This window comes from Polaromonas vacuolata, from assembly GCF_012584515.1.
GTDB classification, from domain to species: Bacteria; Pseudomonadota; Gammaproteobacteria; order Burkholderiales; family Burkholderiaceae_C; genus Polaromonas; species Polaromonas vacuolata.
Window position 1 is genome coordinate 3,068,964 of record NZ_CP051461.1, and the last position, 25,683, is coordinate 3,094,646.

Genomic DNA, 25,683 nt, shown 5'->3' on the forward strand with positions numbered 1-25,683 from the left:
ATAGTGGCGACTAGTGCCGACTAAAGATCATCCGGCACGTCGATCTCGGACTCGAACACGGTGGTCGCCGGGCCAGTGAGCAGAACTGGCGCATTGGCTTGGCCACTCCACGCCACCGTCAACTCACCGCCGCGCATTTGCACATCGACTTGTGGCTCGAGCAAACCCAAGCGTATACCCGCCACGACAGCGGCGCAGGCGCCTGTGCCACAGGCCAGCGTCTCACCGGCGCCGCGCTCATAAACTCGCAAACGGATCTGGCTAGGCGAGACAATTTGCATATAACCGGCATTCACACGGCGTGCAAAGCGCGGGTGGTTTTCGATCAAGGGTCCGCTGCCGGCCACGGCTGCGCTGTCCACGTCAGCAACCACTTGCACCGCATGCGGATTACCCATTGAAACCAGCGCGACCGCCATGGCAGCCTCAGATTCGCGGCCTTCGAGCGCCAGCGGCCACTGCTCCCACTGGCCCACCAGCATGGGCGACAAGCCACTGCCATCAAACGGCAGCTGCGCCAGCTCGAAGACTGGCGCGCCCATGTTCACCGTCACACGGCCGTCTGGTTGCATACAAGGCTCTATCACGCCGCTTAAAGTCTTTACACGCACTAGTAACTTATTAGTTAACCCTTGCTCGCGTACAAAGCGCACAAAGCAGCGCGCACCATTGCCGCACTGCTCGACCTCACCGCCATCGCAGTTATGAATCACATATTCAAAGTCTATGCCGGGGCTAGGCGAGGGCCGCACCGACAATATTTGGTCAGCACCGACACCAAAGTGTCTATCAGCTAGAAAGCGATATTGAGCGCTGGACAAGCCATATTGACCACGAGTTTCGTCGAGCATGACAAAGTCATTGCCGGCACCTTGCATTTTTGTAAACTTGATTCGCATAAACCTATTATCCCGCCCGGATAGCGCTACTCTAGCTAGCTTGGTACAACAACTAACCCGAGGCTTGAAAAATATGCGTATTCCTGACTGGACTCCCGCGCTCAAAGAACAACCCAAAGAACTGGTTAACGCCATCTTGGCTAGGCGCGGCGGCGAGCTAATTAACCTAGACCGCGCTTTGCTGTGGAGCGAACCCTTGGCACGCGGCTGGAACGTTTATCTCAAAGCCGTACGCAGCGAACTGCCCACTAGCCCCAAGCTGCGCGAACTCGGAATTTGCACAGTCGCCTTGCTGACCGGCGCGCATTACGAATACAAACACCACGCACCAGACTTTTTAACCGCTGGCGGCACGCAGCTAGAGCTTGACGAGCTAGGCGCTGTGCTGGGCCGCTCACCGCGCAATGTAACGGTCAGCAGTTTAGGTGAAGTTGAAAAACTAGTGGTTGAATATGCAGCGCAAATGACGCTAGACGTAAAGGTCAGTGACGCGGTTTTCGAGGCGCTTAGGCAGCACTTTGACACCACGCAAATCGTCGAGCTCACCAGTGCAATTGCCACTTACAACATGGTGGCGCGCTTTTTAGTGGCTTTGGGCGTGACACCCGAGCAGTAAAAAAAAAGCAGGCTGCAAAGCCTGCTTCTTTTACTAAGTTGTTAATCGGCTTTGATGTTGTTGTCCTTGACGACTTTGGCCCAAACATCAATTTGCTTATTGATAAACAGCTGCGCTGAATCTGAGGAACCACCCACAATGCCAATACCTTGGGCGGTAAGTTTTTTGGCAATCTCAGGATTTTTTAAAATTTTATTGATCTCTGTGTTCATGCGCTGCATGACAGCCGGCGGTGTTTTGGCGGGCGCTAACACGGCCCACCAAGCGGGCGCATCAAAGCCAGCAAAACCGCTCTCGGCGACAGTCGGCACATTCGGCAAATCCGGCGAGCGCTTGCTAGTGGTGACCGCCAGCGGCCGCAAGCGACCACTGTCAATATGCGGCTTAGTCAAGAACACCGAACCGATAGACAGCGGCACATGGCCGGCAATCGCATCCGTCATCAACGGGCCACCGCCTTTGTAAGGCACATGCTGCCAATCTAAGGCGGCGCTTTTCCCCAGCAATTCCATGGCCAGATGACCCAAGCTGCCCGAACCAATACTGCCGTAGCTGACATTCTTTTTAGCCTTGGCCGCGGCCAACACATCGGCAAAAGTCTTGTACTCAGAACCGACAGCAGTGGCCAACACCATGGCGCCCGTACCCACCAAAGTAATCGGCACCAAGTCTTTGCGCGTGTCGTAAGGCAAATTGGGCAACAAACTAGGATTTACACCGTGGGTATCAAACACCACGGCAAAGGTGTAGCCATCGGCTGGCGACGCCGCCACTGCGGCCGTACCGATTGAGCCAGCCGCACCACCGCGGTTCTCAACAATCACCGCTTGGCCCAACGCCAAGGCCAAGGGCTGGGACAAAATCCGCGCCACTTGATCGACCGAGCCACCTGGCGGGAACACAGCGATCAGCCGTATCGGCCCCTTGGTTGGCCAGGCTGGACCGCTTTGGGCGGTCGCAAAAGTAGTTAAAGACAATGCAAATAAAGCCAACAATCCGCGTCGTAAATTCAGCATCCCAGTCTCCATGATGTAATTGTTTAATGGTTAGAAATACTCAATTACTTTACCCCCAGCGTGAACCCGCCGCATTGCGCCCGGCAGCCACCGTTTTACTGTTGCGCGACAGCGAACAAGGCTTACAAGTATTGATGACCCGGCGCTCTGCCACGGCCAGCTTTGTGCCCAACGCCTTTGTCTTTCCCGGCGGTGGGATAGACCCCGCCGACGCGCTGGCGCACAGTCAATCCACGCGCCGCGCCAGCCAAAGCGATCTTCGCCTGACCCAAGCGATTGCAGCCATCCGGGAAAGCTTTGAAGAGTTAGGTGTACTGCTGGCGCACCGCCCAGACGGCAGTCACGCCAGTAGCGCAGACATCGCCGCCATGGACCGCAAAGCGCCGTTTGCTGAACAATGCAGTCAGCGCGGCCTGACACTGGCCGGGCAAGATGTGTTTGTGCTGGCCCACTGGGTCACCAACTTAGATAACCCCCGCCGCTTTGATGTGCCGTTTTTAGTCGCCCGCATGCCAGAAGGACAAGAGCCGGTTGCCGACGAATCCGAGCAGTTCGAGCCCGTCTGGGTCAGCGCTAGCCAAGCCCTGACTAGACATGCAGCCGGCAGCTTCATGATGATTTTTCCGACGCTGCGCACACTCGAATGGTTACAGACCTACAGCACAGTCGATCAGGTATTAGCCGCTTGCGCCAGCGAGCAGCCGCTCTGGAATTCATGCCCACGCGGCGGCTGGCTAAAAGGCCAGCAAGAGCGCTTTATGGAGCACGACAGTGCTTACGGCGAATTAATGCTGACCTGCCCCGATGGCCAAATGTTGCATACGCTGGACTGGCAGAGCCAGCAAGCCGTGCCGCTGCTCAAAAACCTAATGCGCCTGACAGCGCCCAACCCCGGCTTTATGACCGGGCCGGGCACCAACAGTTATTTGGTGGGAGACAGCAGCACCGGCTTTATCGCGATTGACCCGGGTCCTGCCGACATGGATCACTTGCAGCGCCTGTATGCGGCAGCCGGCGGCGATATTCGCATGATTATCTGCACCCACTCTCACCCCGACCACTCGCCCGGTGCGCGGCCGCTGCAAGCACTGGCTCAAGCAAAAAGCCAAACACCGGTGCCGATATTAGGATTGCCGTCAACCGACACGGCGCGCGCCGACAGCCAGTTCACGCCGGATCGAACACTAGCAGACGCCGAAATACTGACGCTGTGCGGTCCCAAAAACACAGACCCGTTTTGCCACAGCCTGCAAGTGATCTACACCCCCGGCCACGCGGCCAACCATTTATGCCTGCTGCTGCTAGAAGATGGCTTGCTGTTTAGCGGCGACCACATTCTTAACGGCAGCACCACGGTGATTAATCCGCCAGACGGTGAAATGAATGCCTATCTGGATTCGCTGGATCGCTTGGGTGCAGCCTGCGAGCAACACCGCATTGAATTCATACTGCCAGCACACGGCCACGTGCTGGCCGAAGCGACAAAAGTCATCGCAAAACTCAAAGCGCACCGCCTTCAACGCGAGGCCAAAATCCTCGCAGTAATGCAAGCTCAGCCCGAGGGATCACTGGACGACTGGGTAGCGCTGGCTTATGACGATGTGCCCGAGCGCATCTGGCCAGTGGCTAAGCGTTCTCTGCAAGCACATGTGGACCGGATAAACGGTTTATACTTTTTAGAGACAAAAAAGGCCTGTCAAACCTGATATGCCTGAAAAAAGTCTGCGATTAGCACTTCAGCGCTACATACCGCAGTCACTCGATAAGCGCCAAACGAACGCGGCCCCTGCGTTTTTTTTCTGCCAACCTGTCTATTGCCCTTCCCCCCTTTTTTTCAAGGCCTACATGTCAACACTTTCCACACGCCACTTTCTCAACACGTCTTCCCGTCTGGGTTTGGGTTTGGTTCTGGGCCTGATGCTTGGCGCCTGCGGCAAAACCGAAGCGCCGGTGGCAGCAAGTGTCACCGCGCCAGTAGAAAGCCGGGTCTATGTGGTTGGTACAGATGCAGCTTACGCACCGTTTGAGTCACAAAACGCCAGCGGCGAAATTGTTGGCTTTGACATAGATGTGGTCAAGGCTGTGGCCGCTAAGGCTGGGATTCAGGTACGTTTTGTCAACACACCTTGGGAAGGCATATTTAACGCATTAAACCAAGGCGACCGCGACTTACTGGTTTCTGCCGTCACCATCACCACAGAGCGACGCGAAAGCATGGACTTTTCAGCCCCCTACTTTGATGCACGCCAATTGATCGCCATACGCGGCGCAACTGAAATCAGCAAATTCACAGACCTTAAAACCCTCAAAGTTGGCGTTCAAAACGGCACTACCGGCGACGAAGCCATCAGCAAGCTGCAAGGAAAAACCAGTACCAACATCAAGCGTTTTGAATCCACACCACTGGCGCTAAAAGAGCTAGAAGCTGGCGGCGTAGACGCCGTCGTGGCCGACAACGGCGTAGTGGTTCACTACGTCAACAACAACGCAGGCGCGAAATTTCGCACCGTGGCCGACAACAGCTTTGCCGCTGAGCAATACGGTATTGCGGTCAAAAAAGGCAATACCGAATTGCTAGCAAAACTGAACCAAGGTCTGGCCGGCATTAAGGCCGACGGCAGCTACGCAAAAATCTACACCAGCTATTTCGGCGCAGAAACAGTTGCACCGGCAGCAGCCGCGTCGGCAGCGGCCTCAGCAGCCAAGTAAGCTAGAAAATTTATGGATTTGCGCTGGGATATTCTGGTCGATTACATGCCGCTGTTCGTCAGTGGCCTGTTCATGACACTCAAGTTGGCCTTGGTTTCCATCAGCGCGGGTCTGGTGTTGGGAATCTTTTTTGGACTGGTTAGCAGCTCACGCGAAGCGCCCAAGCCGCGCCATTTGGCTTGGCAAATTGGCCTGCGCTTGCTGCGCGCACTGACCACTCTATACGTTACATTTTTTCGCGGCACACCACTGTTTGTGCAGATACTGCTGGTGCACTTTGCGCTCATGCCACTGCTGGTTCATCCGGACACCGGGCTACTGCTCAGCGGCGAAGCGGCACGAGAGTTTCGCCAAAACAATGGTGCTTTCTTCTCAGGCGCATTGGCTTTGACACTCAACGCCGGCGCTTACATCTCAGAAATATTTCGCGCCGGTATTCAAAGCATTCACAACGGCCAGACCCAAGCCGCTTACAGCGTGGGACTGACGCATGTGCAAGCCATGCGGCATGTAGTTTTACCGCAAGCCTTCAGGCGCATGGTGCCGGCCTTGGTTAACGAAGGCGTGACTTTAATTAAGGATTCGTCTTTGGTGTCAGCCATCGGACTGGCCGAGCTGGCGCTGGCGGCACGCACAGTAGCCGGCGCTTATTCGCGTTACTGGGAGCCTTATCTGGCCATCTCGGTGGTGTATTTGGTGCTTACCCTGTCACTGACCGTGCTGGCAAGTCGGTTTGAAACGCCTAGCCATTTGCGTGGGCGCTAGTTCTGCAAGGCACGGAACAAGGCACGGATATAACCGTGCTTGCAAGTGCGTCCATGACGAATTGGAGTGCTAAGCCAAGCACTCCAAGCCGGTTTGAAATAAGTGTGAAGCTCGCCGATAAGCCGGATTCTGTGCGCCAAGCTGTTCGTGTAACAAGTTACAAAAACAGCCCGGTGTGACCGCCATTAATCTGGGCCGGGGGTCGCCCACCCGGCTCGGTGCTACCTACCCGCCAGCGATTCTTGCGGACCACAAAATGCATTGCTGCGCGCTGGCCTACTTGGTATTGCTGCGCATAGAGATTGCCCGTTTCACCCGACCCTGGGTTGCCCCGGGGCCGACTCGTCTCTGTTGCTCTAATCCTCACCTCACGGTGGAGAGGGGTTACCTCCTATGCTGTCCTATGCAGTCCGGACGTTCCTCCAGTGCGGTCTTTCGACCCGTTACCCCGGTTTCCCGAAGTCTCGGCCTTGCGGCTAGCACCAGCGGCGGTCTGGCGTGCTTCACAGGTCAGGATTATCCGCGCTTTTTGAGCCCTTTCTGAGCCGAATACCAAGACACTTACAAACCTCGCCAAGCGAGGCGCGCAAACCGGGTGATCAGACGGCTTAAAATACACGCTCGATCCGAAAAACAGATCCACGAAAGTTCCTCGCCAATGATTCGCATAAACGAGCTCAAGCTCTCTTTAGACCACGGGCCTGACGCCCTGCCCCAGCTAATTGCCCAGACCCTGGCTTTAGACCCAACAGACATTTTTAGCCACACCATCTACAAGCGCAGCTACGACGCGCGTAAGCAAAACTTGCTACTGGTCTACATCGCCGATGTATGCCTAGCCTCTAACGAGCGCCAAGCCCAACTACTGCAGCAGTTTGAAGGCCACCCCCACATCCGCATCACGCCCGACCAAGACTACTACCCGGTCGCCCAACTCAACGCCGCCCCAGCGCTGCGACCCGTCGTTGTTGGCTTTGGTCCTTGCGGTATTTTTGCAGCGCTGCTGCTGGCACAAATGGGCTTTTGTCCTATCGTGCTGGAGCGCGGCAAAAAAGTGCGCGAACGCACCAAGGACACTTGGGGGCTGTGGCGCAAAAATATTTTGCATCCCGAATCCAACGTGCAGTTTGGCGAAGGCGGCGCCGGCACTTTTTCTGACGGCAAGCTCTGGAGCCAGATCAAAGACCCGCGCCATCTAGGCCGCAAGGTGATGCACGAATTCGTCAAAGCTGGCGCGCCGGCCGAAATTTTATTGGTCAGCAAACCCCATATAGGCACTTTCAAACTGGTCAAAGTTGTGGAGCATATGCGCGAACAAATCATCGCGCTAGGCGGCGAGGTGCGTTTTGAACAACGCGTCAGCGATGTACAAATTGAAGCCGGCCAAATTCGCGGCCTGACAGTACAAAACCTAGCCGACAACAGCAGCTACGACTTGCGCGCCGACCATGTCGTGCTAGCCCTTGGCCACAGCTCACGCGACACCGTTGCCATGCTGCATGCGCGCGGCGTGTTCATGGAGGCCAAGCCCTTCTCGATAGGTTTTCGCATAGAGCACCCACAAGGCCTGATAGACAGCGCACGGCTCGGTCAGCATGCCGGCCATCCACTGCTAGGCGCTGCCGACTACAAGTTGGTTCACCATGCTGACAACGGCCGCTCGGTCTACAGCTTTTGCATGTGCCCAGGCGGCACAGTGGTGGCAGCAACATCTGAGCCCAACCGCGTGGTGACCAACGGCATGAGTCAGTATTCACGCAATGAGCGCAACGCCAATGCCGGCATAGTCGTGGGCATCACACCAGCGGACTATCCCGGCGGGCCACTGGCGGGTATTGAGTTTCAACGCCAACTCGAATCCCACGCCTTTGTGCTGGGCGGCAGCAATTACGCAGCGCCTGCGCAATTGGTGGGTGACTTTATCAACCGTCGGCCCTCGACCGAATTAGGCAGTGTCGAGCCGTCTTATAAACCCGGCGTCAAGCTGACCGATTTATCCAGCGCCCTACCAAGCTACGCGATACAAGCCATGCGCGAGGCGCTGCCGGTATTTGGCAAAAAAATTCGCGGCTTTGACATGCATGACGCGGTGTTAACCGGTGTCGAAACGCGCACCTCTTCACCGCTAAAAATTACCCGTGGCGAGAATTTTCAAAGCCTAAACGTCATCGGTCTATACCCGGCTGGCGAAGGCGCATCCTACGCGGGCGGCATACTCTCAGCCGGCGTAGACGGTATAGAAGTGGCCGAAGCCGTGGCCCGCAGCATCACTCACACAAAGGCAGTCGCATGAACGATTCAATGCATTTTTACCAGCCAGCACAAGGCCATGGTCTGCCGCACGATCCGTTTAACGCCATCGTCGGACCACGCCCGATTGGCTGGATCTCAACCCAAAATGCGCAAGGCCAACTCAACTTAGCGCCATATAGTTTTTTCAACGCCTTTAACTACACCCCGCCCATCATTGGTTTTTGCAGCGTTGGCGCAAAAGACAGTCTGCGCAATGTTCAAGAAACCGGAGAATTCGTCTGGAATTTGGTCACCGTGCCGCTAGCCGAGAAAATGAACCTATCTTGCGCAGCAGTGCCGCCAGAAATTAACGAATTTGAACTAGCCGGCCTTGAAACCGCCGCCTCAATCTGCGTCAAACCACCCAGAGTCGCTCTCAGCCAAGTCGCTTTCGAGTGCCGCGTGAGCCAAATCGTGCAACTCCAAAGTGCCAACGGCCTAGCCGTACCAAGCTGGCTGGTGCTGGGCGAAGTCGTTGGCGTGCACATACAGCGTGCGTTACTAAAAAATGGCGTCTACGATACGGCCTCGGCGCAACATGTGCTGCGCGGCGGCGGTCCAGGAGACTACTTTACCGTCACACCAGAAAATTTATTCACCATGCTCAGGCCGCGATAATAGCGGCAGGTTTTTTTCAGCCCGGACAACTTCACTTCGATAGAGACGATGACAGACACTACTCAAGACAACCGTACAACCCACGTAACGGGCGACAAAAGCAGCGCTGAAAACACCATGCACGCGGTCAATCCAGCGGCGCAACCGGCGTCAGAACAGCAAGAACAAAGCCAAGAGCCGCAGCACAGCGACCAAGTCAGCGAGCCTGGGCAGCAGCCATCGCGCGGCCGCGGTCGCCGCCGACCCAACAGTGGTGGCGGACGAAATGATGATCAAAGCCGTGCTCAAAACAATAATCAAGCGGCCGGTCAGCGCCAGCCGCCAGCCGCAGCGCGCCAGCCGCATGCGCTCAAGCGCCAGGCCAGCCCTGCACTTGAGCGCTTGTTTGAACTCTATCCAGGATTATTTGGCGCGCAATTCTTGCCGCTCAAACTGGGTGTTTACCAAGAATTGCTGGCACGCCATCCTGACGACTTCAAGCGCGATGAACTAAAACTCGCCATGGGCCAGCATGCGCGCTCAACGCGATATCTCGAATGCGTAGCCGATGGCCATCCACGTCACGACCTAGACGGCCAGCCAGTCGAAGCCGTCTCACCCGAGCATGTGCATCACGCCATCATCGAGTTATTCCGGCGCCGTCAAGCGCGCTCCCGCGAGGACTTAAAACCAAAGCTCACGCTGCGTTTAATCCACGCGATAGAAGCATCCGGTCTAAGTCGGGAAGACTATATGGACCGCGTCAGAGTTCAGAACGAGAGCCAAAACGCACTGCTCGACGATGCTTTTGCAGAACTTCGCATGCAAGCGGCTCGCCGCGAAGCGCTGGTACGCACCTTCGAAGCCAGTGGTCACAGCGTGGCTGAATTTGCCTCTATGTACGGCATGAACCCGGCCGAAGTCAGCCGCGTTCTGGCAATGATGCAGCCAGCGCCAATTGCTGCGGAATCAATAGCGGTAGCCAAGCCAACGACACAAGCAGCGGCCGAACCAACAGCACAATCAGCTGAGCCAGATCTGGACAAATAAAGTCAGCGTTAAAGCGCAGGCCAGCACAGCCTGATACTTTGACAAAAGCCCCGCCATGCGGGGCTTTTTTTTTGCTCGCTTGACGCGACTGATTCAACGCAAACAAAGCCTGAAACTCTGAAGGTGAGAGAGAACTGCGCTCGATTATCAGCACACGTCTTCAAATTTTGAACGGATGCGTTAGGGAATATCCCGATGCAAGCAAGCTTTCAATTGGCCCACAATAAGTTGTATGACAAATTATCGTTCTGATCGATTACAAGCATTACAAACTGAGGAAGCCTCTTATGAAATTGAATAAATTAGCTGTCGGCCTGTTTTTTGCCATGGGTTTAGCCGGCGCTGCGTCTGCTCAGACCATCATGAAGATCAATATTTCTATCGCTCAGAACTCGCACCAAGGTATTGCGATTGATACTTTTGCGAAAGAAGTTGCTGCAAAAACTAATGGCCGTTACAAAATTGAGACTTTCTATAACGCCTCACTAGGCAGCGAGCGCGAATCGATTGAGTCAGTACAACTAGGCACGCAGGCCCTGACCTTCACCTCATCTGGCCCAGTGCCGAACTTCGTGCCCGAAACCAAGATTTTAGATATTCCGTTTTTGTTTCGCGACAAAGCACATGCCCGCGCGGTGCTCGATGGCCCTATCGGTCAAGACCTGTTGGCCAAGTTCGACTCCAAGGGTTTCAAAGCCTTGGCTTGGGGCGAAAACGGCATGCGCAATATGACCAACAGCAAGCACACTGTGAATGGTCCGGATGATCTCAAAGGCCTGAAACTTCGCACCATGGAAAATCCAGTGCACGTGGCAGCCTACAAAGGCTTGGGCATTGTCACAACACCTATGGCCATGGCCGAAGTATTCACTGCCTTGCAGCAAGGCACGGTTGATGGTCAGGAAAATCCACTGTCAGTCATCATGGCGGCAAAACTTGACCAAGTACAAAAATTCGTCTCCCTCACTGGCCACGTTTATTCGCCCGCCATCTTTTTGATGAATAAGCAAATGTTCGACAAGATGCCCACCGCTGATCAAAAAGTGTTTGTGGAAGCGGCCAAAGTTTCCGTCGTCGCCAATCGGGCCCGGGTTGATGCAGATGACGCCATGGGCGTGACTTACCTGCGCGGCAAAGGCGTTGAAGTGACAGAGAACATAGACAAGTCTAAGTTCGTGGCCAAGTTGGCACCTGTGTATGCTGATTTTGAGAAGCAATTCGGCAAAGCCAACATGGACAAAATCCGCAACTACAAGTAATTCCTGTTGTTTTAGCAGCCCTTAACACCCGAAGCTTTAAAGCTTTCGGGTGTTTCTTTTTGTCAATCACTTTTTTCAGGCCATGACTGCGATGAAAGAAAATTTTCTCCGCTTAGAACGCTGGACCAGCCAGATTGCCTTGCTCATCGCTTGCGCAATGATGATGGTGGCGGCGTGTTTGGGCATGCTGCAAATCATCACCCGATTTGTTCTTGAAATGCCTATCGATTGGACTGAGGTCTTGACCCGTTTTAGCCTGATCTGGATGGTCTTTATGGCTGTCCCAATCGCCTTTCGCCAAGGCGCCATGGTCTCGGTAGATGTGCTTTACCGCTGGAGTCCGCCGCGCATGCGTCGTTTCCTAGAGTGGGTCGTGTGCTTGGCAGCTGCTGCTTTGATGTGCGTCATCGTCTGGTGGGGCTGGGACTATGCCTTGCGCGGCCGCGTGCAGACTATGGCGGGGCTGGAAAGTATTTCCATGTTTTGGGCCTACTTAGCCATGCCAGTCGGCGGCATATTTAGCTTGATCAGCATCTTTGCCAACCTGCTGGACCCCCAGCGCCTTGAATTGGAGACCGCGATATGAGCGCTGTGATGTTAAGCACCATGATGCTGTGCTTTGCCCTGACTGTTTCAGTCGCCGTCTCCATAGGACTGGCTTCGATTGTGGGCATTCAAATCGAAAATATAAATATGTTGATCTCGGTCAAGGAGATGTTTAATGCGATAAACAAATTCCCACTGGCCGCAATTCCGTTCTTCATACTGGCCGGCAACATCATGGAGTCGGGTGGCATTTCTCGCCGTTTGGTGGAGTTTGCCAAGTCTTTGGTCGGCGGTGTTCAGGGTGGTCTACCCATGACTTGCGTGTTGACTTGCATGATTTTTGCATCCGTCTCAGGCTCCTCAGTGGCGACCACATTTGCGATTGGCGCCATCTTGATTCCGGCGCTGATTAAACATGGCTACCCAGTGACTTGGGCGGCATCGCTGCAGGCAACCAGTGCTGAGCTAGGCGTGATCATTCCCCCATCGATTCCGCTGATTTTGTACGGCGTGAGCGCTGAAGTGTCTATCGGCGAGTTGTTTGTCGCCGGTATTGGACCGGGCATTTTGATCAGTTGCGCCCTGATGCTGTTTGTCTGGATTTATTGCCGCATCAAAGGCTGGGGTAAGACCGATGGTGATGGTCGTCTTTCCGTGGGCCAAGCCACTTGGAAAGCCGGTTGGGCGCTGCTCATGCCAGTGATTATTTTGGGTGGCATTTACGGCGGTGTATTCACCCCGACTGAAGCGGCAGCGGTAGCGGTGTTTTATTCTTTGGTCGTTGGTATTGTGATTTACCGCGAAATCAAGCTCCCTGATCTGTACCGCATTCTGCGTAAATCGGTCATCTCATCAGCCGTGATCATGTTCATCATTGCAAATGCAGGCTTATTTGCGTTTTTGATCACCCGCGCTGGCGTGCCAGAAGCCATTGGTCTGTGGCTGCAAGATGTTTTGCAATCGCCGTTTTACTTTTTGATCGGTGTTAATGCGACGCTATTTTTGATTGGTATGTTCATAGAAACCGGTGCGGCGATTATTGTGTTGGCACCCATTCTTGCACCGGTAGCCATGCACTTTGGGATTGATCCTGTGCACTTTGGCATGATCATGGTGGTCAACCTTGCACTGGGCATGATCACGCCGCCGTTTGGTGTGAATCTATTTGCGGCCTGTACGGTGGCAAAGATATCGTTAGACCGAATGATCAAGGACTTAATCCCATTTGTGCTGGTGATAATAGTTTGCCTAATGATCATCTCCTATGTGCCCATCATCTCTCTGGGACTGCGCGATCTGGTTTATGCCAAATAGCGATGGATCGCAGCGCTTTATGAGTCTTAGCACTCATTTTTAGCGCCCACAAAAAAGCCGCTGCAAAAACTGCAGCGGCTTTTTTTATGTTTTATTGACGGGATTAAACTTGGCCGGGCTGAGCGTTTTGCAAAGCAGCAATACGCTCTTCAATCGGTGGATGGGTAGAAAACAATTTACCAATACCGCCAGCAATGCCCATGGCTTGAATGGTTTTAGGCAACTCGCCGGGCACCATGCCGCCCAAACGGGCTAACGCATTAACCATCGGTTGTTTGCGACCTAGTAGGCGCACCGAGCCTGCATCGGCGCGGAATTCGCGCTGGCGTGAAAACCACGCCACCACTATCGCGGCAGCAAAACCCAAGGCAATGTCCAGCACTATGGTGCTGATGTAGTAAGCCATGCCGGGGCCGGAATTGTTGTCGCTACCTCTGCGGAAAAAGCTGTCAACCGCGTAAGCAATCACGCGGCTGAGAAACACCACAAAGGTGTTCATGACGCCTTGTATCAAAGCCATGGTGACCATATCGCCGTTAGCAATATGGGCGATTTCGTGACCAATGACGGCCTCGATTTCGTCGCGCGTCATGCCTTGCAGCAAACCGGTAGACACGGCAACCAAGGCTGAGTTCTTGAAAGCGCCGGTGGCAAAGGCATTTGGATCACCCTCAAAAATACCGACTTCAGGCATGCCAATATTCGCAGCGACAGAGAGCTTACGTACGGTCTCGACAATCCAAGCCTCGTCAGCGTTTTGGGCTTCTTTGATGATGTGCACACCGGCGCTCCATTTAGCAATCGGTTTGCTGATCAAAAGCGAGATGATCGCGCCGCCAAAACCTATGACTAAAGCAAAGCCCAGCAGCATGCCCAAATTAAGGCCGTTAGGCGTTAGAAAACGGTTGACGCCCAGCAAGCTAGCGACAACACCCAGCACCAGCACCACTGCAAGGTTGGTCATCACAAACAATAAAATGCGTTTCATATTTTTTCCAGTTGGGGGATCAGTTAGCAAAGTGTATGGAAGACAGCCGATGGCCGCTAACAAAAAAATTCTCGATGATTAGGTATGGCCTTAGTGCTCAGATTCAAGACAAAAAATTGAAAGCTTTTTGACAGTATTCAAATATTCGGACTTTATCGTTCAATCAGCAGGCAATTTGCAAGCAATGGCTGGGCGAACTATTAAGTCACAGCTTTAGGCCTGTCGATTTATCGTCGCGGCCGAAAAACCAGAGCATCTTCGTAAAAGGAAAAGTCAGCATTGTCCTGCCACCAAAGTGGCACGCCTAGCACCGGCAGCGGCAAAAAAGGTTTGCTTTTGAGCTGCTCAGCACTCAGCGACTCCGCCACGCATTTATCCCACTCAGACACATCGCCCAACGCCAGCGGCAACCGGTAGACATGGGCAGTCATCGCCTTGCGCGGAATGACTAGTTTTTCTAGCAAGGCGTGACCAAACAGCACCAATTTAGCCTGCGCCCAAAGCGGTCGCAGATCAACGAACAAGCGCTGCCAGTCACGCGCTTCAAGCGCGTCCCACAGCGGCGCTGGCGCGCTTAGAAAAGCCGCGTTTTCATCTAACACTGTCAATGCATCACGCACCGGACCGCGCAGATTTTGCACGCCAGAGGCAGCTATTTCTGCGGCTTGGAGTTGGTTGAGTTTTTTCTTCGTTTGAGGAAATGCTAGCCAGCAAAGCCCGTTGAAAAAATCATGCAAATTCTCACGCGTCGGCACAGTGCCAGTGGCAAAAATAAACTGCTCATAGGCCTGGCCTTGGGGCAACGCAGTCTGCGGAACAAAGTGCACTGGCGCAGAGCCGACCTGATTTAAAAAGTCGGCAACACTCGCACAATGTCCAGCTTGGCTAGGATTAAAACCAGCCAGATGGTCAAGCCAAGGCCGCTGCCAGTCTATGCAATCTGTGACGGTGTTGATGGAGCTGGCAAAAGAATCAGATGTTAAAGCCGGTGCCGAAGTCGAAATCGCCGACATGCCGCGCAGACTCACACCAACCGCCAGCCCAAACTCTCACCTGAGCGCAGTGGTTTAAGTTCTGCCTCGCCCAGCGCAAAGCTGGTAGGCGGCAACCAATTTTCTCGGCGCAATGTAATGCTGCCAAGATTGCGCGGCAAGCCGTAAAAGTCGGCACCGTTAAAGCTTGCGAAAGCCTCTAATTGGTCAAGCGCACCCGCTGCATCAAATGCTTCGGCATATAGCTCCATGGCCGCATGCGCGGTATAGCAACCGGCGCAGCCTGTCGCATGTTCTTTGAGGTGAGCCGGGTGCGGCGCGCTGTCGGTGCCGAGGAAAAAGCGGGCGTTATCACGCGTTGCTGCATCCACCAACGCTAGCCTGTGCTTTTCACGTTTGAGCACCGGCAGGCAGTAATAGTGAGGGCGTATGCCGCCAGTAAAAATCGCGTTGCGGTTGTAGAGCAAGTGGTGCGCGGTAATGCTGGCCGCTGTATAAATGCCGGCGTCGCGCACATATTGCGCGGCCTCTAACGTAGTGATGTGCTCAAAGACAATTTTGAGTTCGGGAAAATCGCGCCGCAGCGGAATTAACTGCTGGTCAATAAAAACCGCCTCGCGGTCAAATAAATCGATCTCGGGCGAGGTCACTTCGCCGTGCAGTAGCAGCAGCAAGCCGTGGCGCTGCATGGCCTCCAAGGTCTTATAAGTTTTACGTAAATCCGTCACACCGGCGTCGCTATTGGTGGTCGCGCCTGCTGGGTAAAGCTTTAGGGCGACAACGCCGGCATCCTTGGCGCGCGCGATTTCATCAGGCGGCAGATTGTCGGTCAGATATAGCGTCATCAGCGGCTCAAAAGACACACCTTCAGGCACTGCAGCCTGTATCCGTGCTTTGTAAGCCAAGGCCTGCGCAGCGGTGGTGACCGGTGGGCGCAAATTCGGCATGATGATGGCGCGACCGAATTGCGCCGCCGTATGCGGCACAACAGTCTTGAGTGCCTCCCCGTCGCGCACATGTAAGTGCCAGTCGTCGGGGCGGGTGATGGTGAGTTGCTGGGGGGTTGTGGTTGGCATGCGCGGATTGTCGCATTGGCTAGCCCTGAAATCTAAAACCACAAACTCAATATCAGGGAAATGATCAGCCGCCCAACTAGGTTTGTAGACTAAGCGGTTTGAACTTTATGGCAACTGAGAACGGCGCCAACGTGAGGCTTGGCCCAGCGCCAGTCAGCACAAAAAATCAATGCGAGAGTATTTTGTTCAAAAACTCTTTTGTCCGGGCTTGGCGATTTTCAGGATGACTGAAGAACTCCTCGGTTGAGCAGTCTTCCAAAATTTTGCCGCCTACGTCCATAAAGATCACTCGGCTGCCGACTTTTTTCGCAAAACCCATTTCGTGCGTCACCACCATCATGGTCATGCCGTCCTGTGCCAAACTGGTCATGCAGTCGAGTACTTCGCCGACCATTTCAGGATCGAGCGCAGAAGTTGGCTCGTCGAACAACATAGCAATCGGGTCCATGCTGAGCGCACGCGCAATCGCAACACGTTGCTGTTGACCGCCCGAGAGTTGACCAGGAAACTTGTCTTTGTGCGCCATCAAACCGACGCGGTCTAGGTACTTCAGGCCATGGGTACGGGCTTCATCTTTATTGCGACCCAAGACCCGGAGCTGAGCCAGCGTCAGGTTTTCAGTCACGCTCAAATGCGGAAACAGTTCGAAATTTTGAAACACCATGCCGACGCGGCTGCGCAGCTTGGGCAAATCGGTTTTGGGATCATGCACGGCTTGACCGTCGACAAATATCTCGCCTTTTTGAAACGGTTCGAGTGCATTAATGGTTTTAATCAGCGTTGACTTGCCCGAGCCAGAAGGGCCGCAAACCACCACCACTTCACCTTTTTTAATACTCGTGGTGCAGCCATTGAGAACCTGCACATCGCCGTACCATTTGGACACTTGCTTCATTTCAATCATCGTATTCTCCAGTGTACTTTTCGTCTGTATTGCTTGTTTATGGCTTGTCTATGAGAGAGCTTCAAACTAGCTCAGCGGATGATGGCAATTTTGTTTTGCAGGCGTTTAACCGCCCAAGACAAACTAAAACACATCACAAAATAAACCACAGCAGCGAGCAGGTAAGCCTCTTCGGGGCGGCCGTAAATCTTGCCTGCGGTGCTAAAACCCTTGAGCATGTCGTAAGCACCGATGGCATAAACCAAGGAGGTGTCTTGAAACAAAATGATGGTTTGCGTGAGCAAAATCGGCACCATGTTGCGAAACGCCTGCGGCAAAATCACCAGCCGCATGTTCTGCGCGTAAGTCATACCTAGCGCGCGACCAGCGTTGACTTGACCACCCGAAATGGACTGAATACCGGCGCGCATGATCTCACTGAAATACGCCGCCTCAAAAGCGATAAAGGTGACGATGGCCGAGATCTCTGCGCGGTGATTGCTGCCGCCAGGAATGATGTTGTAAAAGCCTGCTGGCACCAAAAGAAAAAACCACAAAATCACCATCACCAGCGGCACCGAACGCATACCGTTGACGTAGATAGTCGCCGGCACGGTCAAGAAGGCCTTGCCTGACAGACGCATCAAGGCCAGTAAAGTGCCCAGCACTATGCCGCCAATCGTGGCGATCACGGTCAGCTGTAGGCTGAAGTAAAAACCTTGGAGAACAAACTTCGAGATGATTTCCCAGCTTAAAAAACTCAGGTCTAGTCCGAACATATCAATGTCCTCCGCCGTTAGAGCCAGCCACTACGTAGCCGGGTATGCGCAGGCTTTTCTCGACCAATGCCATGATGCGATTGACGGCAAAAGCAGACACGGCATAGAGAGCTGTCACAGCGATATAAATTTCTATGCCGCGCGAGGTTTCTTCTTGCGCTTGCATGGCAAACATAGTGAGCTCGGCAATCGAGACCGCAAAAGCCACGGAAGAGTTTTTCAGTAAGTTCATGGATTCGCTAGTGAGCGGCGGCATGATGATGCGCAGCGCCATGGGCAGCAGCACATAGCGATAAGTCTGCGCCGTCGTCAAACCCAGCGCCATACCGGCCATGCGTTGACCACGCGGCAAAGACTGCACGCCAGCTCTGACCTGCTCGGCAATCCGCGCAGAGGTGAAAAAACCGAGCGCAAAAACCACCAAGACAAAACTAGACAGCTCTTTCATGGAGGGGAAAATTTTGGGTATAACGAAATACCAAATAAAAATCTGCACCAACAGCGGAATGTTTCGAAACAGCTCTACCCAAGCATTGGCCAGTTTCACCAGCACCGGGCTGTTGGGCAAGGTTCGCACCGTGCCAATCAAAGCACCCAAAACCATTGCCACCACCCAAGAGGCACCGGCAACAGCCAAGGTCCAGCCCCAAGCGTGAATCATCCACTCAAGGTAAGTGCGCCCGCTGCCATCGTCGGCTAAAAATACAGTCCAGTCCCAGCTCATGGTCACTCCCGCTTACGGTTATAGATGTTGTTATTGTTGCCCATAACGCACAGAGCGTGGGCTAGATTGGAAGATAAGCAAATAGACAGATAAAACAAACCCCGCCAAGATGAACCGGACGGGGTTTGTTAGAGATGACGCGCCGAATTACTTCTGCACGTAAGCTTCCATAGGCTTGTCGTTAGGCGCTTGCCAAGCAGCTTTGGTGCTTGCGCTCAGTGCCAGACCAACCATGGTGTTACGGGGTGGGATTGGCTGCAAGAACCACTTGGTCCAGAGCTTGTTCATTTCGCCAGACTTGATCAATGTATTGACCGTGTCGTCAGCGATACGCTTTAACAGTGGATCGTCCTTGCGGATCATGATGGCGATAGGCTCGGTGCTGAGCACGTCACCCACGATTTTGAAGTCAGCTGGCTTTTTAGCGTTGGCAATGTTGCCGGCCAAGATTGAGCCGTCCATGACGAAAGCATCAGCGCGATCGGTCTCTAACAGCAAGAAACTGTCCGAGTGGTCTTTGCCGAAAACTTCTTTGAAGTCCACGCCATTCGCACGCTTATTTTTACGCAGTGTTTGCACCGAGGTAGTACCGGTGGTGGTCGCTATGGTCTTGCCATTGAGCTGTTCAATATTGGTAATGCCAGAGTTGGCTTTGACTGCAATACGCACTTCCTCAACGAAAGTGGTGTTAACAAAAGCGACGTCTTTTTGACGTGCTGCGTTGTTGGTGGTGGAGCCGCACTCAATATCAACCGTGCCGTTTTGCACCAACGGAATACGGTTTTGCGAGGTGACGGGTTGGTATTTAATTTCGAGCTTGCGCTCAGCCGCTTTTTCAATGTTTGCAATGATGCGCTGGCAAATTTCAACGTGGTAGCCGGTGTACTTGCCGTCACCCAAGGTGTAGGACAGTGCGCCTGAAGAGTCGCGAACACCCATAGTAATGATGCCGGAGGCCTTAACTTTGGCCAGCGTATCGGCCTGTGCGCCTACGGCGGCAAACAAGGCTATCGACAAAGCGATGAGTTTGAAATTCATGGTGGCTCCTGTGTGGGGACTAAAAAAAAATGAATTCTATCGGAAGACTAAGCAATCGCTACTAAGGAAAGGGCAATCACAGCAGAATTTACTTGCGTTGTGCCGTTACACGTCAAATCATTCGCGGACGGCTATCAAAGACAGTAAAACTAGTGCCGAAATATCGACGCAGCATTCATGCCAGCTTGAAACACCGTGCATGACTGTGGCAATTAACAAGCCGAAACTGTAAAACCGATCACATCAAAAAGCCAATGCCGTTTTTAAAGCGGTCTATGCAACTGCATCATAACTAGCAAGGGTTTCTACTAGGGTGACACTGCTTTGTCCGCGATTTTTGGTCGTCTCGATCGTGTCACCGTTTGTGACCTGGCAAGAGATTCTAGATAAGTCCAAAGCGCCTGAGCTGAGCCTTTGACGGCGTCTCTAGACGCTGGCCGTTCACGATAAACGCGAATATCCATGGTCACTTCCATACCGCTGCCGGCGCTGACCAATTTTTTGGCACGCAAGTCTTTTTTCACCGCACTAAAAGGCAAAAAAGCTAGGCCATGGCCTTCAAGCGCCATGACCTTAAGGCCCTCTGCCATATCGGTTTCATAAACTCTGTCCAGATGCACGGGTGATGCGGTTTGCCTGAGTATTTGGTCAACCATGCGGCCCAGATAAGCACCGGGCGCATACCCCAAATAAGGCAGTGGCTGACCTGGCAGCCCAGGCAATTTGAATTCAGGTTCGCCATCGGCGTTAGGCCTGGCATAGGGGGCGAGCAGCTCTTGGCCCAAGCTAACCATTTCGTAGCGCGCGGGATCTAATTGAAAAGGCTGGGACTCATGATGGTAAGTAATCATCAAATCGCAACTGCCTTCGACCAAGCGCAACACTGCATCGTGCACATTGAGCGCGATCAACCGACTCTTAATGGGGCCGAACTTTTCACGCAACCCGCCGACCCACGCCGGGAAAAAGGTAAATGCCAGCGTATGCGGCAGCGCAAACTCAATCACGTCTTGGCCAACTGAGGCATAGGTTCTGAGCATGGCACGGGTTGACTGCACCACTTGCAGTATTTCCATCGCTTGGATTCGCAAAGTCTCGCCCGCAGCGGTCAAGCGCGCCGGGTAAGTCGTGCGGTCAACCAAATCAGCGCCGGCCCATACTTCAAGCGCCCGTATACGGCGAGAAAAAGCGGGCTGAGTGACATGGCGTAGTTGCGCTGCACGGCTGAAATTATGCGTTTCAGCCAAGCAGATAAAGTCTTCTAACCATTTGGAATCCATGGCCGAGATTATGCTTTGCGCAAGCGCAGTAAACGTGGCCGATTTAGGCCAAAATTTGTATACGACTTCACTCTGCGCCTTGTTCGAGTTCTTGTTCTGCGCTTTGCTGCAACAGCCACATCCTGGCGTATTTTTGGTTTAGCGCCAGCAACTGGTAATGCGTGCCGCGCTCAACAATGCAGCCAACTTCCATGACCAAAATTTCATGCGCATCGACCACCGTCGACAGTCGGTGGGCGATGACCAGAGTGGTCTTGTTTTGCGCCGTGGTGCGTAGTTCGGCCTGTATGGCGCGTTCATTGGCTGAGTCCAGCGCCGAGGTAGCCTCATCAAAAATCACCACTGGCGGATTTTTCAGCAAGGTGCGGGCAATTGCAACGCGCTGTTTTTCGCCGCCCGAGAGTTTTAATCCGCGCTCACCGACCATGGTCTCGTAGCCGCGCGGTGTAGAGGCGATAAAGTCATGAATGCGTGCCGCTCTGGCGGCAGATATAACCTGCTCACGACTGGCGCCGGTCTGACCGTAAGCGATGTTGTATTCCACCGTATCGTTAAACAAAACCGTATCTTGCGGCACTATGCCTATGGCTTGGCGCACGCTCGATTGAGTCACTTGCTTGATGTCCTGTCCGGCAATCGTGATGCGGCCTTGCTGTACGTCGTAGAAGCGATAAAGCAAGCGCGCCAAGGTCGATTTGCCAGCGCCCGATGAGCCCACCACCGCAACCGTCTTGCCGGGCGGTATCTCAAAACTCACACCTTTAAGAATTGGCCGCGAACTCTCATAGGCAAAACTCACATTCTCAAACCGAACCGTGGGCTCGCCGTCAATTTGCAGGGGTAGCGCACCGGGTTGATCGGCAATCTCACGCTCTTTTTCAAGCAGGTTAAACATCTTGTCCAGATCGGTCAGGCTTTGCTTGATCTCGCGGTAAATCACGCCTAAAAAACCCAACGGAATGTAGAGTTGAATCATGAAAGCGTTCACCATGACCAAGTCACCCAGCGTCATACGCCCATCGACTACGCCCTGCGTCGCACGCCAAAGCATGGCGACCAAGCCCACCGCGATGATGAGTTGTTGGCCGGTGTTGAGCAGACTCAGCGTGGTCTGACTTTTGACCGCAGCGCGGCGGTAGCGGTTGAGGTTTTCGTCGTAACGTTTGGCCTCAAAGTCTTCGTTATTAAAGTATTTGACGGTCTCGTAATTGAGCAGCGAGTCAATCGCGCGGCTGTGAGCCGAGGAATCTAGCTCGTTCATCTCCTTGCGAAACTTAGTGCGCCACTCGGTCACCGTCACAGTAAAGGTGACGTAGAAAGCCAGTGCAGTGAGCGTAATCCAGGCATACATGGCGTCGAACTTGACCGCCAGCAGCGTCAGCACCAGTGCGACTTCAAAGATAGTCGGAAAGATGCTGTAGAGCGAATATGAAATCAGCGAATGCACGCCGCGCGTGCCGCGCTCAATGTCGCGCGTCATGCCGCCGGTTTGGCGCTCAAGGTGAAACCGCAAACTCAGCGCATGCAGGTGGCGAAACACCTCTAGCGATATCTTGCGTGAAGCGCCCTCGGTGGCTTTGGCAAACACCAATTCGCGTAGTTCGCTAAACAGCGAAGTTGACAATCGCAGCAAACCATAACCCAGCAGCAAGGCCGCCGGAACGACTAGCACCGCTTGCACATTGCCAGGTTTGATGCTCATTGAGTCGACCAAATCTTTAAGCAGCAGCGGCACGCCCACATTGCCAAGTTTGGCGGCGAGCACAAAACTCAGCGCTGCAATGACCCGCCACTTATAGTCCCAGAGATAGGGGAAAAGGCGTTTGAGCGTCTCCCAGTCGCCGCGCCCAGCAGCTGGCACTGGTGCTGCGGCAGAGCCAGTAACAATTTGGGAAGAAGTAATTTCCTGAGAAGAAGGGGTGCTTTGATAGCCGCGCATGATAATTGCTCTTTTTAATTTCTTCGCAGATTGTCCTATGTCCAACCCATTGAGTGCCGACCCCATAGCTAAACCCGCACCAGGCGCAGCCGTACCGCTTCCCACCGACAAGGAGCTAGTGCTTAAAGTCATTCCCATGCCAGCGGACTGCAACGCCAATGGCGATATTTTTGGTGGCTGGGTGATGGCTCAAGTAGATCTAGCTGGCTCTGTGATCCCGGCGCGCTACGTCGAAGGCCGCATGGCTACCGTGGCGGTGAACCAGTTCATTTTTAAGCAGCCAGTGCGGGTGGGCGACATCTTGTCGTTTTTCTCCAGCGTCACCAAAGTGGGTAATACCTCTATCACGGTGCAGGTTGAAGTCTTTGCCGAGCACTTCAGCAAGCAGCGCCAATACGTCAAAGTCACCGAAGCGAGCTTGACGTATGTGGCCATAGACGATTTTGGCCGACCACGAAAAATCACAAAAACCGAGGACTGAAATCCACGCAAGCAGCTTGCACAGCATCCATGCTGGAAAAAGTCTGAACCCCGACTGGCAAGTTCTTGAGCCGCTGCGCACCGGCGCCACCAGCCCAGATACGAGTCGGGCATTCCAAACGCTGCGCCAAGTCATGCAAGAAAGGCCGGACTTGGCGGGCAGGAAAGGAAATACTAAAAGACAGCGCCACGACATCGGCGCCATAGTGCTTGGCCGCAGCAGCGATTTCTGCGGCCGGTGTTTGCGTGCCCAACGCAACGCAGCGGCAACCGGTTTGAGCCATTAACACCTGCAACGACAACAAGCCAAGGTAATGCGCTTCGCCAGGCGGTGTGGTCAGCACTATGCAGGGACGATTAGGTTGCGGCTTTAAGGTCAGCAAGACCTCCCGCAAAAAGCTCGCCATGGTCTCGGTATAAAAATGTTCTTGGAAAACGGACACCAGACCAGCGCTCCAAGCTGCGCCCACCGCATTGTTCAAGGTACGCAGCGTAGTGACTACAAACACTTTCAAGCCCTGTGCCTGAAGCGCGTTTGTCAAAGTACGTTTAAGACGGCTGGTATCCGGGCTGCGGATATTGAGTAGCGCTTCAATCACCCAAGCGTGCGCGGCTTCTTCGTTCGCATCAACCACAGGCGCGGGATGCGCTATCTCCAACGCCATCAATTCTTCAAGACTGAGCCCAACCACAGCGCTAGGGCGTAAGTTGCGTTCTAGCAAACGTTTAATGAGTTGTAAACGCGGCAAGTCTTGCGGTGCATACATGCGATCCCCATTGGCCGCACGTACGGGGCAGGGATAACCGTAGATTGCTTCCCAGCGGCGCAAGGTAGAGCGATTTAAACCGGTTTCGCGCTCAACCAATCCGATCGAAACTAGCGGCAAATGGAATGGGGTCATGGTCGTCGAGTCAGAGATAAGTGGGCATGTAAAACATCACGAATGTTAATCATACTTACTAAATACTGAATCGAAGCTCTACTCAAGTAGAGCTATGTAACAAACCCATTATGAAAGTTCACTAAAAGTCGATGTTGCGCTAGCGGTTACGCCCGCTATTGAGCGCACGACTGGGTCAGTTATTACTCAGATTTTTTCACATGCATATGCTCGACTTTTTTGTCCAGCAACACTTCCGGCTCTTGAGCCTCTATCCAAGTCTCATTATTCAAACCCGCATGCATGCGTTTGGTGTCCAAGTCGCCCGTCCATTTAGCCACTACCAGTGTTGCCACGCCGTTGCCGACCAAATTGGTCAAGGCGCGGGCTTCAGACATAAAGCGGTCAATACCCAAAATCAAGGCTAGGCCGGCAACCGGCACCGTACCAACAGCTGACAAGGTTGCGGCCAACACGATAAAGCCGCTGCCCGTAATACCTGCTGCGCCTTTAGAGGTGAGCAACAACACGGCAAGCAACGTGATTTCCTGAATCAGTGTCATGGGCGTGTTGGTGGCTTGGGCAATAAACACCGCAGCCATGGTCAGGTAGATGGACGTGCCGTCGAGGTTAAATGAGTAACCAGTAGGAATCACCAAGCCAACCACGGTCTTGCGTGCGCCCAAGTTTTCCATCTTCTGCATCATGCGCGGCAGTACCGACTCAGACGACGAAGTGCCCAACACAATGAGCAATTCTTCTTTGATGTATTTGACAAATTTCCAAATACTAAAGCCGTGCACCCTGGCAATCACACCCAACACACCGAAGACAAAGATCAAGCAAGTACCGTAGAAGGTAGCCATCAACATGCCCAAGGAAATCAGTGAGCCGACGCCGTATTTACCAATCGTGAAAGCCATGGCACCGAAAGCGCCGATAGGAGCGACCTTCATGATGATGCCGACAATGTCAAACAACACATGAGAAGTTTTCTCAATAAAGTCAAACACCATAGTGCCGCGACCACCAAATTTGTGCAGCGCAAAACCAAACAAGATGGAGAACAGCAAAACCTGCAAAATCTCGCCCTTGGCAAACGCATCTACTACCGAAGTAGGAATAATGGCCAACAAGAAGTCGACTGTGCCTTGCATTTTTCCTGGCGCGGTGTAAGCGGCAATGCTTTTGACGTCTAGTGTGGTCGGGTCAATATTCATGCCAACGCCGGGCTTGATCACATTGACCATGACCAAACCAATGATCAAAGCCAAAGTGCTGACGATCTCAAAGTAAAGCAGCGCCAAGCCGCCGGTCTTGCCGACCTTCTTCATATCCTCCATGCCCGCAATGCCGACCACCACAGTGCAGAAAATAATCGGCGCGATGATCATCTTTATCAGCTTGATGAAACCATCGCCTAGCGGCTTCATGTCCGCACCAATCTGCGGATAGAAATGACCTAAGAGTATGCCCACTACAACGGCGAACAGCACCTGCAGGTACAGAGATTTATAAAATGCGGGTTTTTTTGTGGCTGTCGCCATGAGGAGCTACCTA

24 protein-coding genes and 1 other RNA gene are annotated in these 25,683 nt (G+C 53.6%); 11 read left to right on the plus strand and 14 right to left on the minus strand.

Annotated elements, in window-relative coordinates; all coding sequences use genetic code 11:
* Positions 1-20: 20 nt before the first annotated feature.
* Complete coding sequence (gene dapF, locus HC248_RS13985) at positions 21-899, minus strand: diaminopimelate epimerase (RefSeq protein ID WP_168923007.1); 879 nt, start codon at positions 897-899, stop codon at positions 21-23.
* Between the two features lie 73 nt (positions 900-972).
* Here dapF and HC248_RS13990 point away from each other — a divergent pair, with 73 nt between their 5' ends.
* Positions 973-1,515: a carboxymuconolactone decarboxylase family protein gene (locus tag HC248_RS13990; protein ID WP_168923008.1), complete on the plus strand. Its 543-nt coding sequence runs from the start codon at positions 973-975 to the stop codon at positions 1,513-1,515.
* A gap of 41 nt (positions 1,516-1,556) precedes the next feature.
* Here the strand turns inward: HC248_RS13990 and HC248_RS13995 are convergent, their stop codons facing one another.
* Positions 1,557-2,531: a tripartite tricarboxylate transporter substrate binding protein gene (locus tag HC248_RS13995; protein ID WP_168923009.1), complete on the minus strand. Its 975-nt coding sequence runs from the start codon at positions 2,529-2,531 to the stop codon at positions 1,557-1,559.
* A 26-nt stretch (positions 2,532-2,557) separates the two neighbouring features.
* On the opposite strand from HC248_RS13995, the gene HC248_RS14000 reads away from it, so the two are divergent.
* From HC248_RS14000 to HC248_RS14010, 3 genes are all read left to right on the plus strand, one after another.
* A complete protein-coding gene (locus HC248_RS14000; protein WP_168923010.1) occupies positions 2,558-4,237 on the plus strand; it encodes an MBL fold metallo-hydrolase in 1,680 nt (559 codons plus the stop codon).
* 139 nt (positions 4,238-4,376) lie between these two features.
* Entirely contained in the window at positions 4,377-5,240 is an 864-nt protein-coding gene (locus tag HC248_RS14005) for a basic amino acid ABC transporter substrate-binding protein (RefSeq protein ID WP_168923011.1), read from the plus strand.
* 12 nt (positions 5,241-5,252) lie between these two features.
* Entirely contained in the window at positions 5,253-6,005 is a 753-nt protein-coding gene (locus HC248_RS14010; RefSeq protein WP_168923012.1) for an amino acid ABC transporter permease, read from the plus strand.
* Between the two features lie 102 nt (positions 6,006-6,107).
* Here HC248_RS14010 and rnpB read toward each other — a convergent pair.
* Positions 6,108-6,510: RNase P RNA component class A (gene rnpB, locus HC248_RS14015), an RNA gene on the minus strand.
* A 153-nt stretch (positions 6,511-6,663) separates the two neighbouring features.
* Between rnpB and HC248_RS14020 the strand changes: the two genes are divergently transcribed.
* The 6 genes from HC248_RS14020 to HC248_RS14045 all read left to right on the plus strand — a co-directional run bounded on the left by HC248_RS14020 (position 6,664) and on the right by HC248_RS14045 (position 13,063).
* Complete coding sequence (locus HC248_RS14020) at positions 6,664-8,298, plus strand: NAD(P)/FAD-dependent oxidoreductase (protein ID WP_168923013.1); 1,635 nt, start codon at positions 6,664-6,666, stop codon at positions 8,296-8,298.
* Entirely contained in the window at positions 8,295-8,915 is a 621-nt protein-coding gene (locus HC248_RS14025) for a flavin reductase family protein (protein WP_168923014.1), read from the plus strand. Before HC248_RS14020 ends, HC248_RS14025 begins: the two co-directional genes overlap by 4 nt.
* Positions 8,916-8,963: 48 nt before the next feature.
* Entirely contained in the window at positions 8,964-9,944 is a 981-nt protein-coding gene (locus HC248_RS14030; RefSeq protein WP_238342640.1) for a ProQ/FINO family protein, read from the plus strand.
* 287 nt (positions 9,945-10,231) lie between these two features.
* Positions 10,232-11,203, plus strand: coding sequence for a TRAP transporter substrate-binding protein (locus HC248_RS14035; protein ID WP_168923015.1), 972 nt, complete (start codon positions 10,232-10,234; stop codon positions 11,201-11,203).
* A gap of 91 nt (positions 11,204-11,294) precedes the next feature.
* Positions 11,295-11,789, plus strand: a complete 495-nt coding sequence (locus tag HC248_RS14040) for a TRAP transporter small permease (RefSeq protein WP_168923016.1) — start codon at positions 11,295-11,297, stop codon at positions 11,787-11,789.
* Positions 11,786-13,063 carry a TRAP transporter large permease gene (locus HC248_RS14045; protein WP_168923017.1) on the plus strand — a complete coding sequence of 426 codons (1,278 nt, stop codon included), beginning with the start codon at positions 11,786-11,788 and terminating at the stop codon, positions 13,061-13,063. Before HC248_RS14040 ends, HC248_RS14045 begins: the two co-directional genes overlap by 4 nt.
* A gap of 103 nt (positions 13,064-13,166) precedes the next feature.
* Here the strand turns inward: HC248_RS14045 and htpX are convergent, their stop codons facing one another.
* The 9 genes from htpX to HC248_RS14090 form a co-directional block, all read right to left on the minus strand.
* Positions 13,167-14,051: a protease HtpX gene (htpX, locus tag HC248_RS14050; protein ID WP_168923018.1), complete on the minus strand. Its 885-nt coding sequence runs from the start codon at positions 14,049-14,051 to the stop codon at positions 13,167-13,169.
* 227 nt (positions 14,052-14,278) lie between these two features.
* On the minus strand, positions 14,279-15,079 hold the full coding sequence (locus HC248_RS14055) for a DUF3025 domain-containing protein (RefSeq protein WP_420371988.1): 801 nt from the start codon (positions 15,077-15,079) through the stop codon (positions 14,279-14,281).
* Positions 15,076-16,119, minus strand: coding sequence for a dihydroorotase (gene pyrC / locus HC248_RS14060; protein WP_168923019.1), 1,044 nt, complete (start codon positions 16,117-16,119; stop codon positions 15,076-15,078). Before pyrC ends, HC248_RS14055 begins: the two co-directional genes overlap by 4 nt.
* 166 nt (positions 16,120-16,285) lie before the next feature.
* A complete protein-coding gene (locus tag HC248_RS14065; RefSeq protein ID WP_168923020.1) occupies positions 16,286-17,023 on the minus strand; it encodes an amino acid ABC transporter ATP-binding protein in 738 nt (245 codons plus the stop codon).
* A gap of 71 nt (positions 17,024-17,094) precedes the next feature.
* The gene (locus HC248_RS14070) at positions 17,095-17,781 is read right to left on the minus strand and encodes an amino acid ABC transporter permease (protein ID WP_168923021.1); all 687 of its coding nucleotides are present in this window, start codon (positions 17,779-17,781) and stop codon (positions 17,095-17,097) included.
* A 1-nt stretch (position 17,782) separates the two neighbouring features.
* Positions 17,783-18,505: an amino acid ABC transporter permease gene (locus HC248_RS14075; RefSeq protein WP_168923022.1), complete on the minus strand. Its 723-nt coding sequence runs from the start codon at positions 18,503-18,505 to the stop codon at positions 17,783-17,785.
* Between the two features lie 147 nt (positions 18,506-18,652).
* Positions 18,653-19,543, minus strand: coding sequence for a transporter substrate-binding domain-containing protein (locus tag HC248_RS14080; protein ID WP_168923023.1), 891 nt, complete (start codon positions 19,541-19,543; stop codon positions 18,653-18,655).
* Between the two features lie 308 nt (positions 19,544-19,851).
* The gene (locus HC248_RS14085; RefSeq protein WP_168923024.1) at positions 19,852-20,823 is read right to left on the minus strand and encodes a LysR substrate-binding domain-containing protein; all 972 of its coding nucleotides are present in this window, start codon (positions 20,821-20,823) and stop codon (positions 19,852-19,854) included.
* Positions 20,824-20,890: 67 nt separating this feature from the next.
* The gene (locus HC248_RS14090) at positions 20,891-22,762 is read right to left on the minus strand and encodes an ABCB family ABC transporter ATP-binding protein/permease (RefSeq protein WP_168923025.1); all 1,872 of its coding nucleotides are present in this window, start codon (positions 22,760-22,762) and stop codon (positions 20,891-20,893) included.
* A gap of 37 nt (positions 22,763-22,799) precedes the next feature.
* Here HC248_RS14090 and HC248_RS14095 point away from each other — a divergent pair, with 37 nt between their 5' ends.
* The gene (locus HC248_RS14095) at positions 22,800-23,243 is read left to right on the plus strand and encodes an acyl-CoA thioesterase (protein WP_168923866.1); all 444 of its coding nucleotides are present in this window, start codon (positions 22,800-22,802) and stop codon (positions 23,241-23,243) included.
* On the opposite strand, the gene HC248_RS14100 is transcribed toward HC248_RS14095, so the two are convergent.
* Both HC248_RS14100 and HC248_RS14105 read right to left on the minus strand, forming a co-directional pair.
* On the minus strand, positions 23,224-24,144 hold the full coding sequence (locus HC248_RS14100; protein ID WP_168923026.1) for a MerR family transcriptional regulator: 921 nt from the start codon (positions 24,142-24,144) through the stop codon (positions 23,224-23,226). The two genes, HC248_RS14095 and HC248_RS14100, sit on opposite strands and share 20 nt — an antisense overlap.
* A 182-nt stretch (positions 24,145-24,326) precedes the next feature.
* Positions 24,327-25,670, minus strand: coding sequence for a dicarboxylate/amino acid:cation symporter (locus tag HC248_RS14105; RefSeq protein WP_168923027.1), 1,344 nt, complete (start codon positions 25,668-25,670; stop codon positions 24,327-24,329).
* Positions 25,671-25,683: the final 13 nt, after the last annotated feature.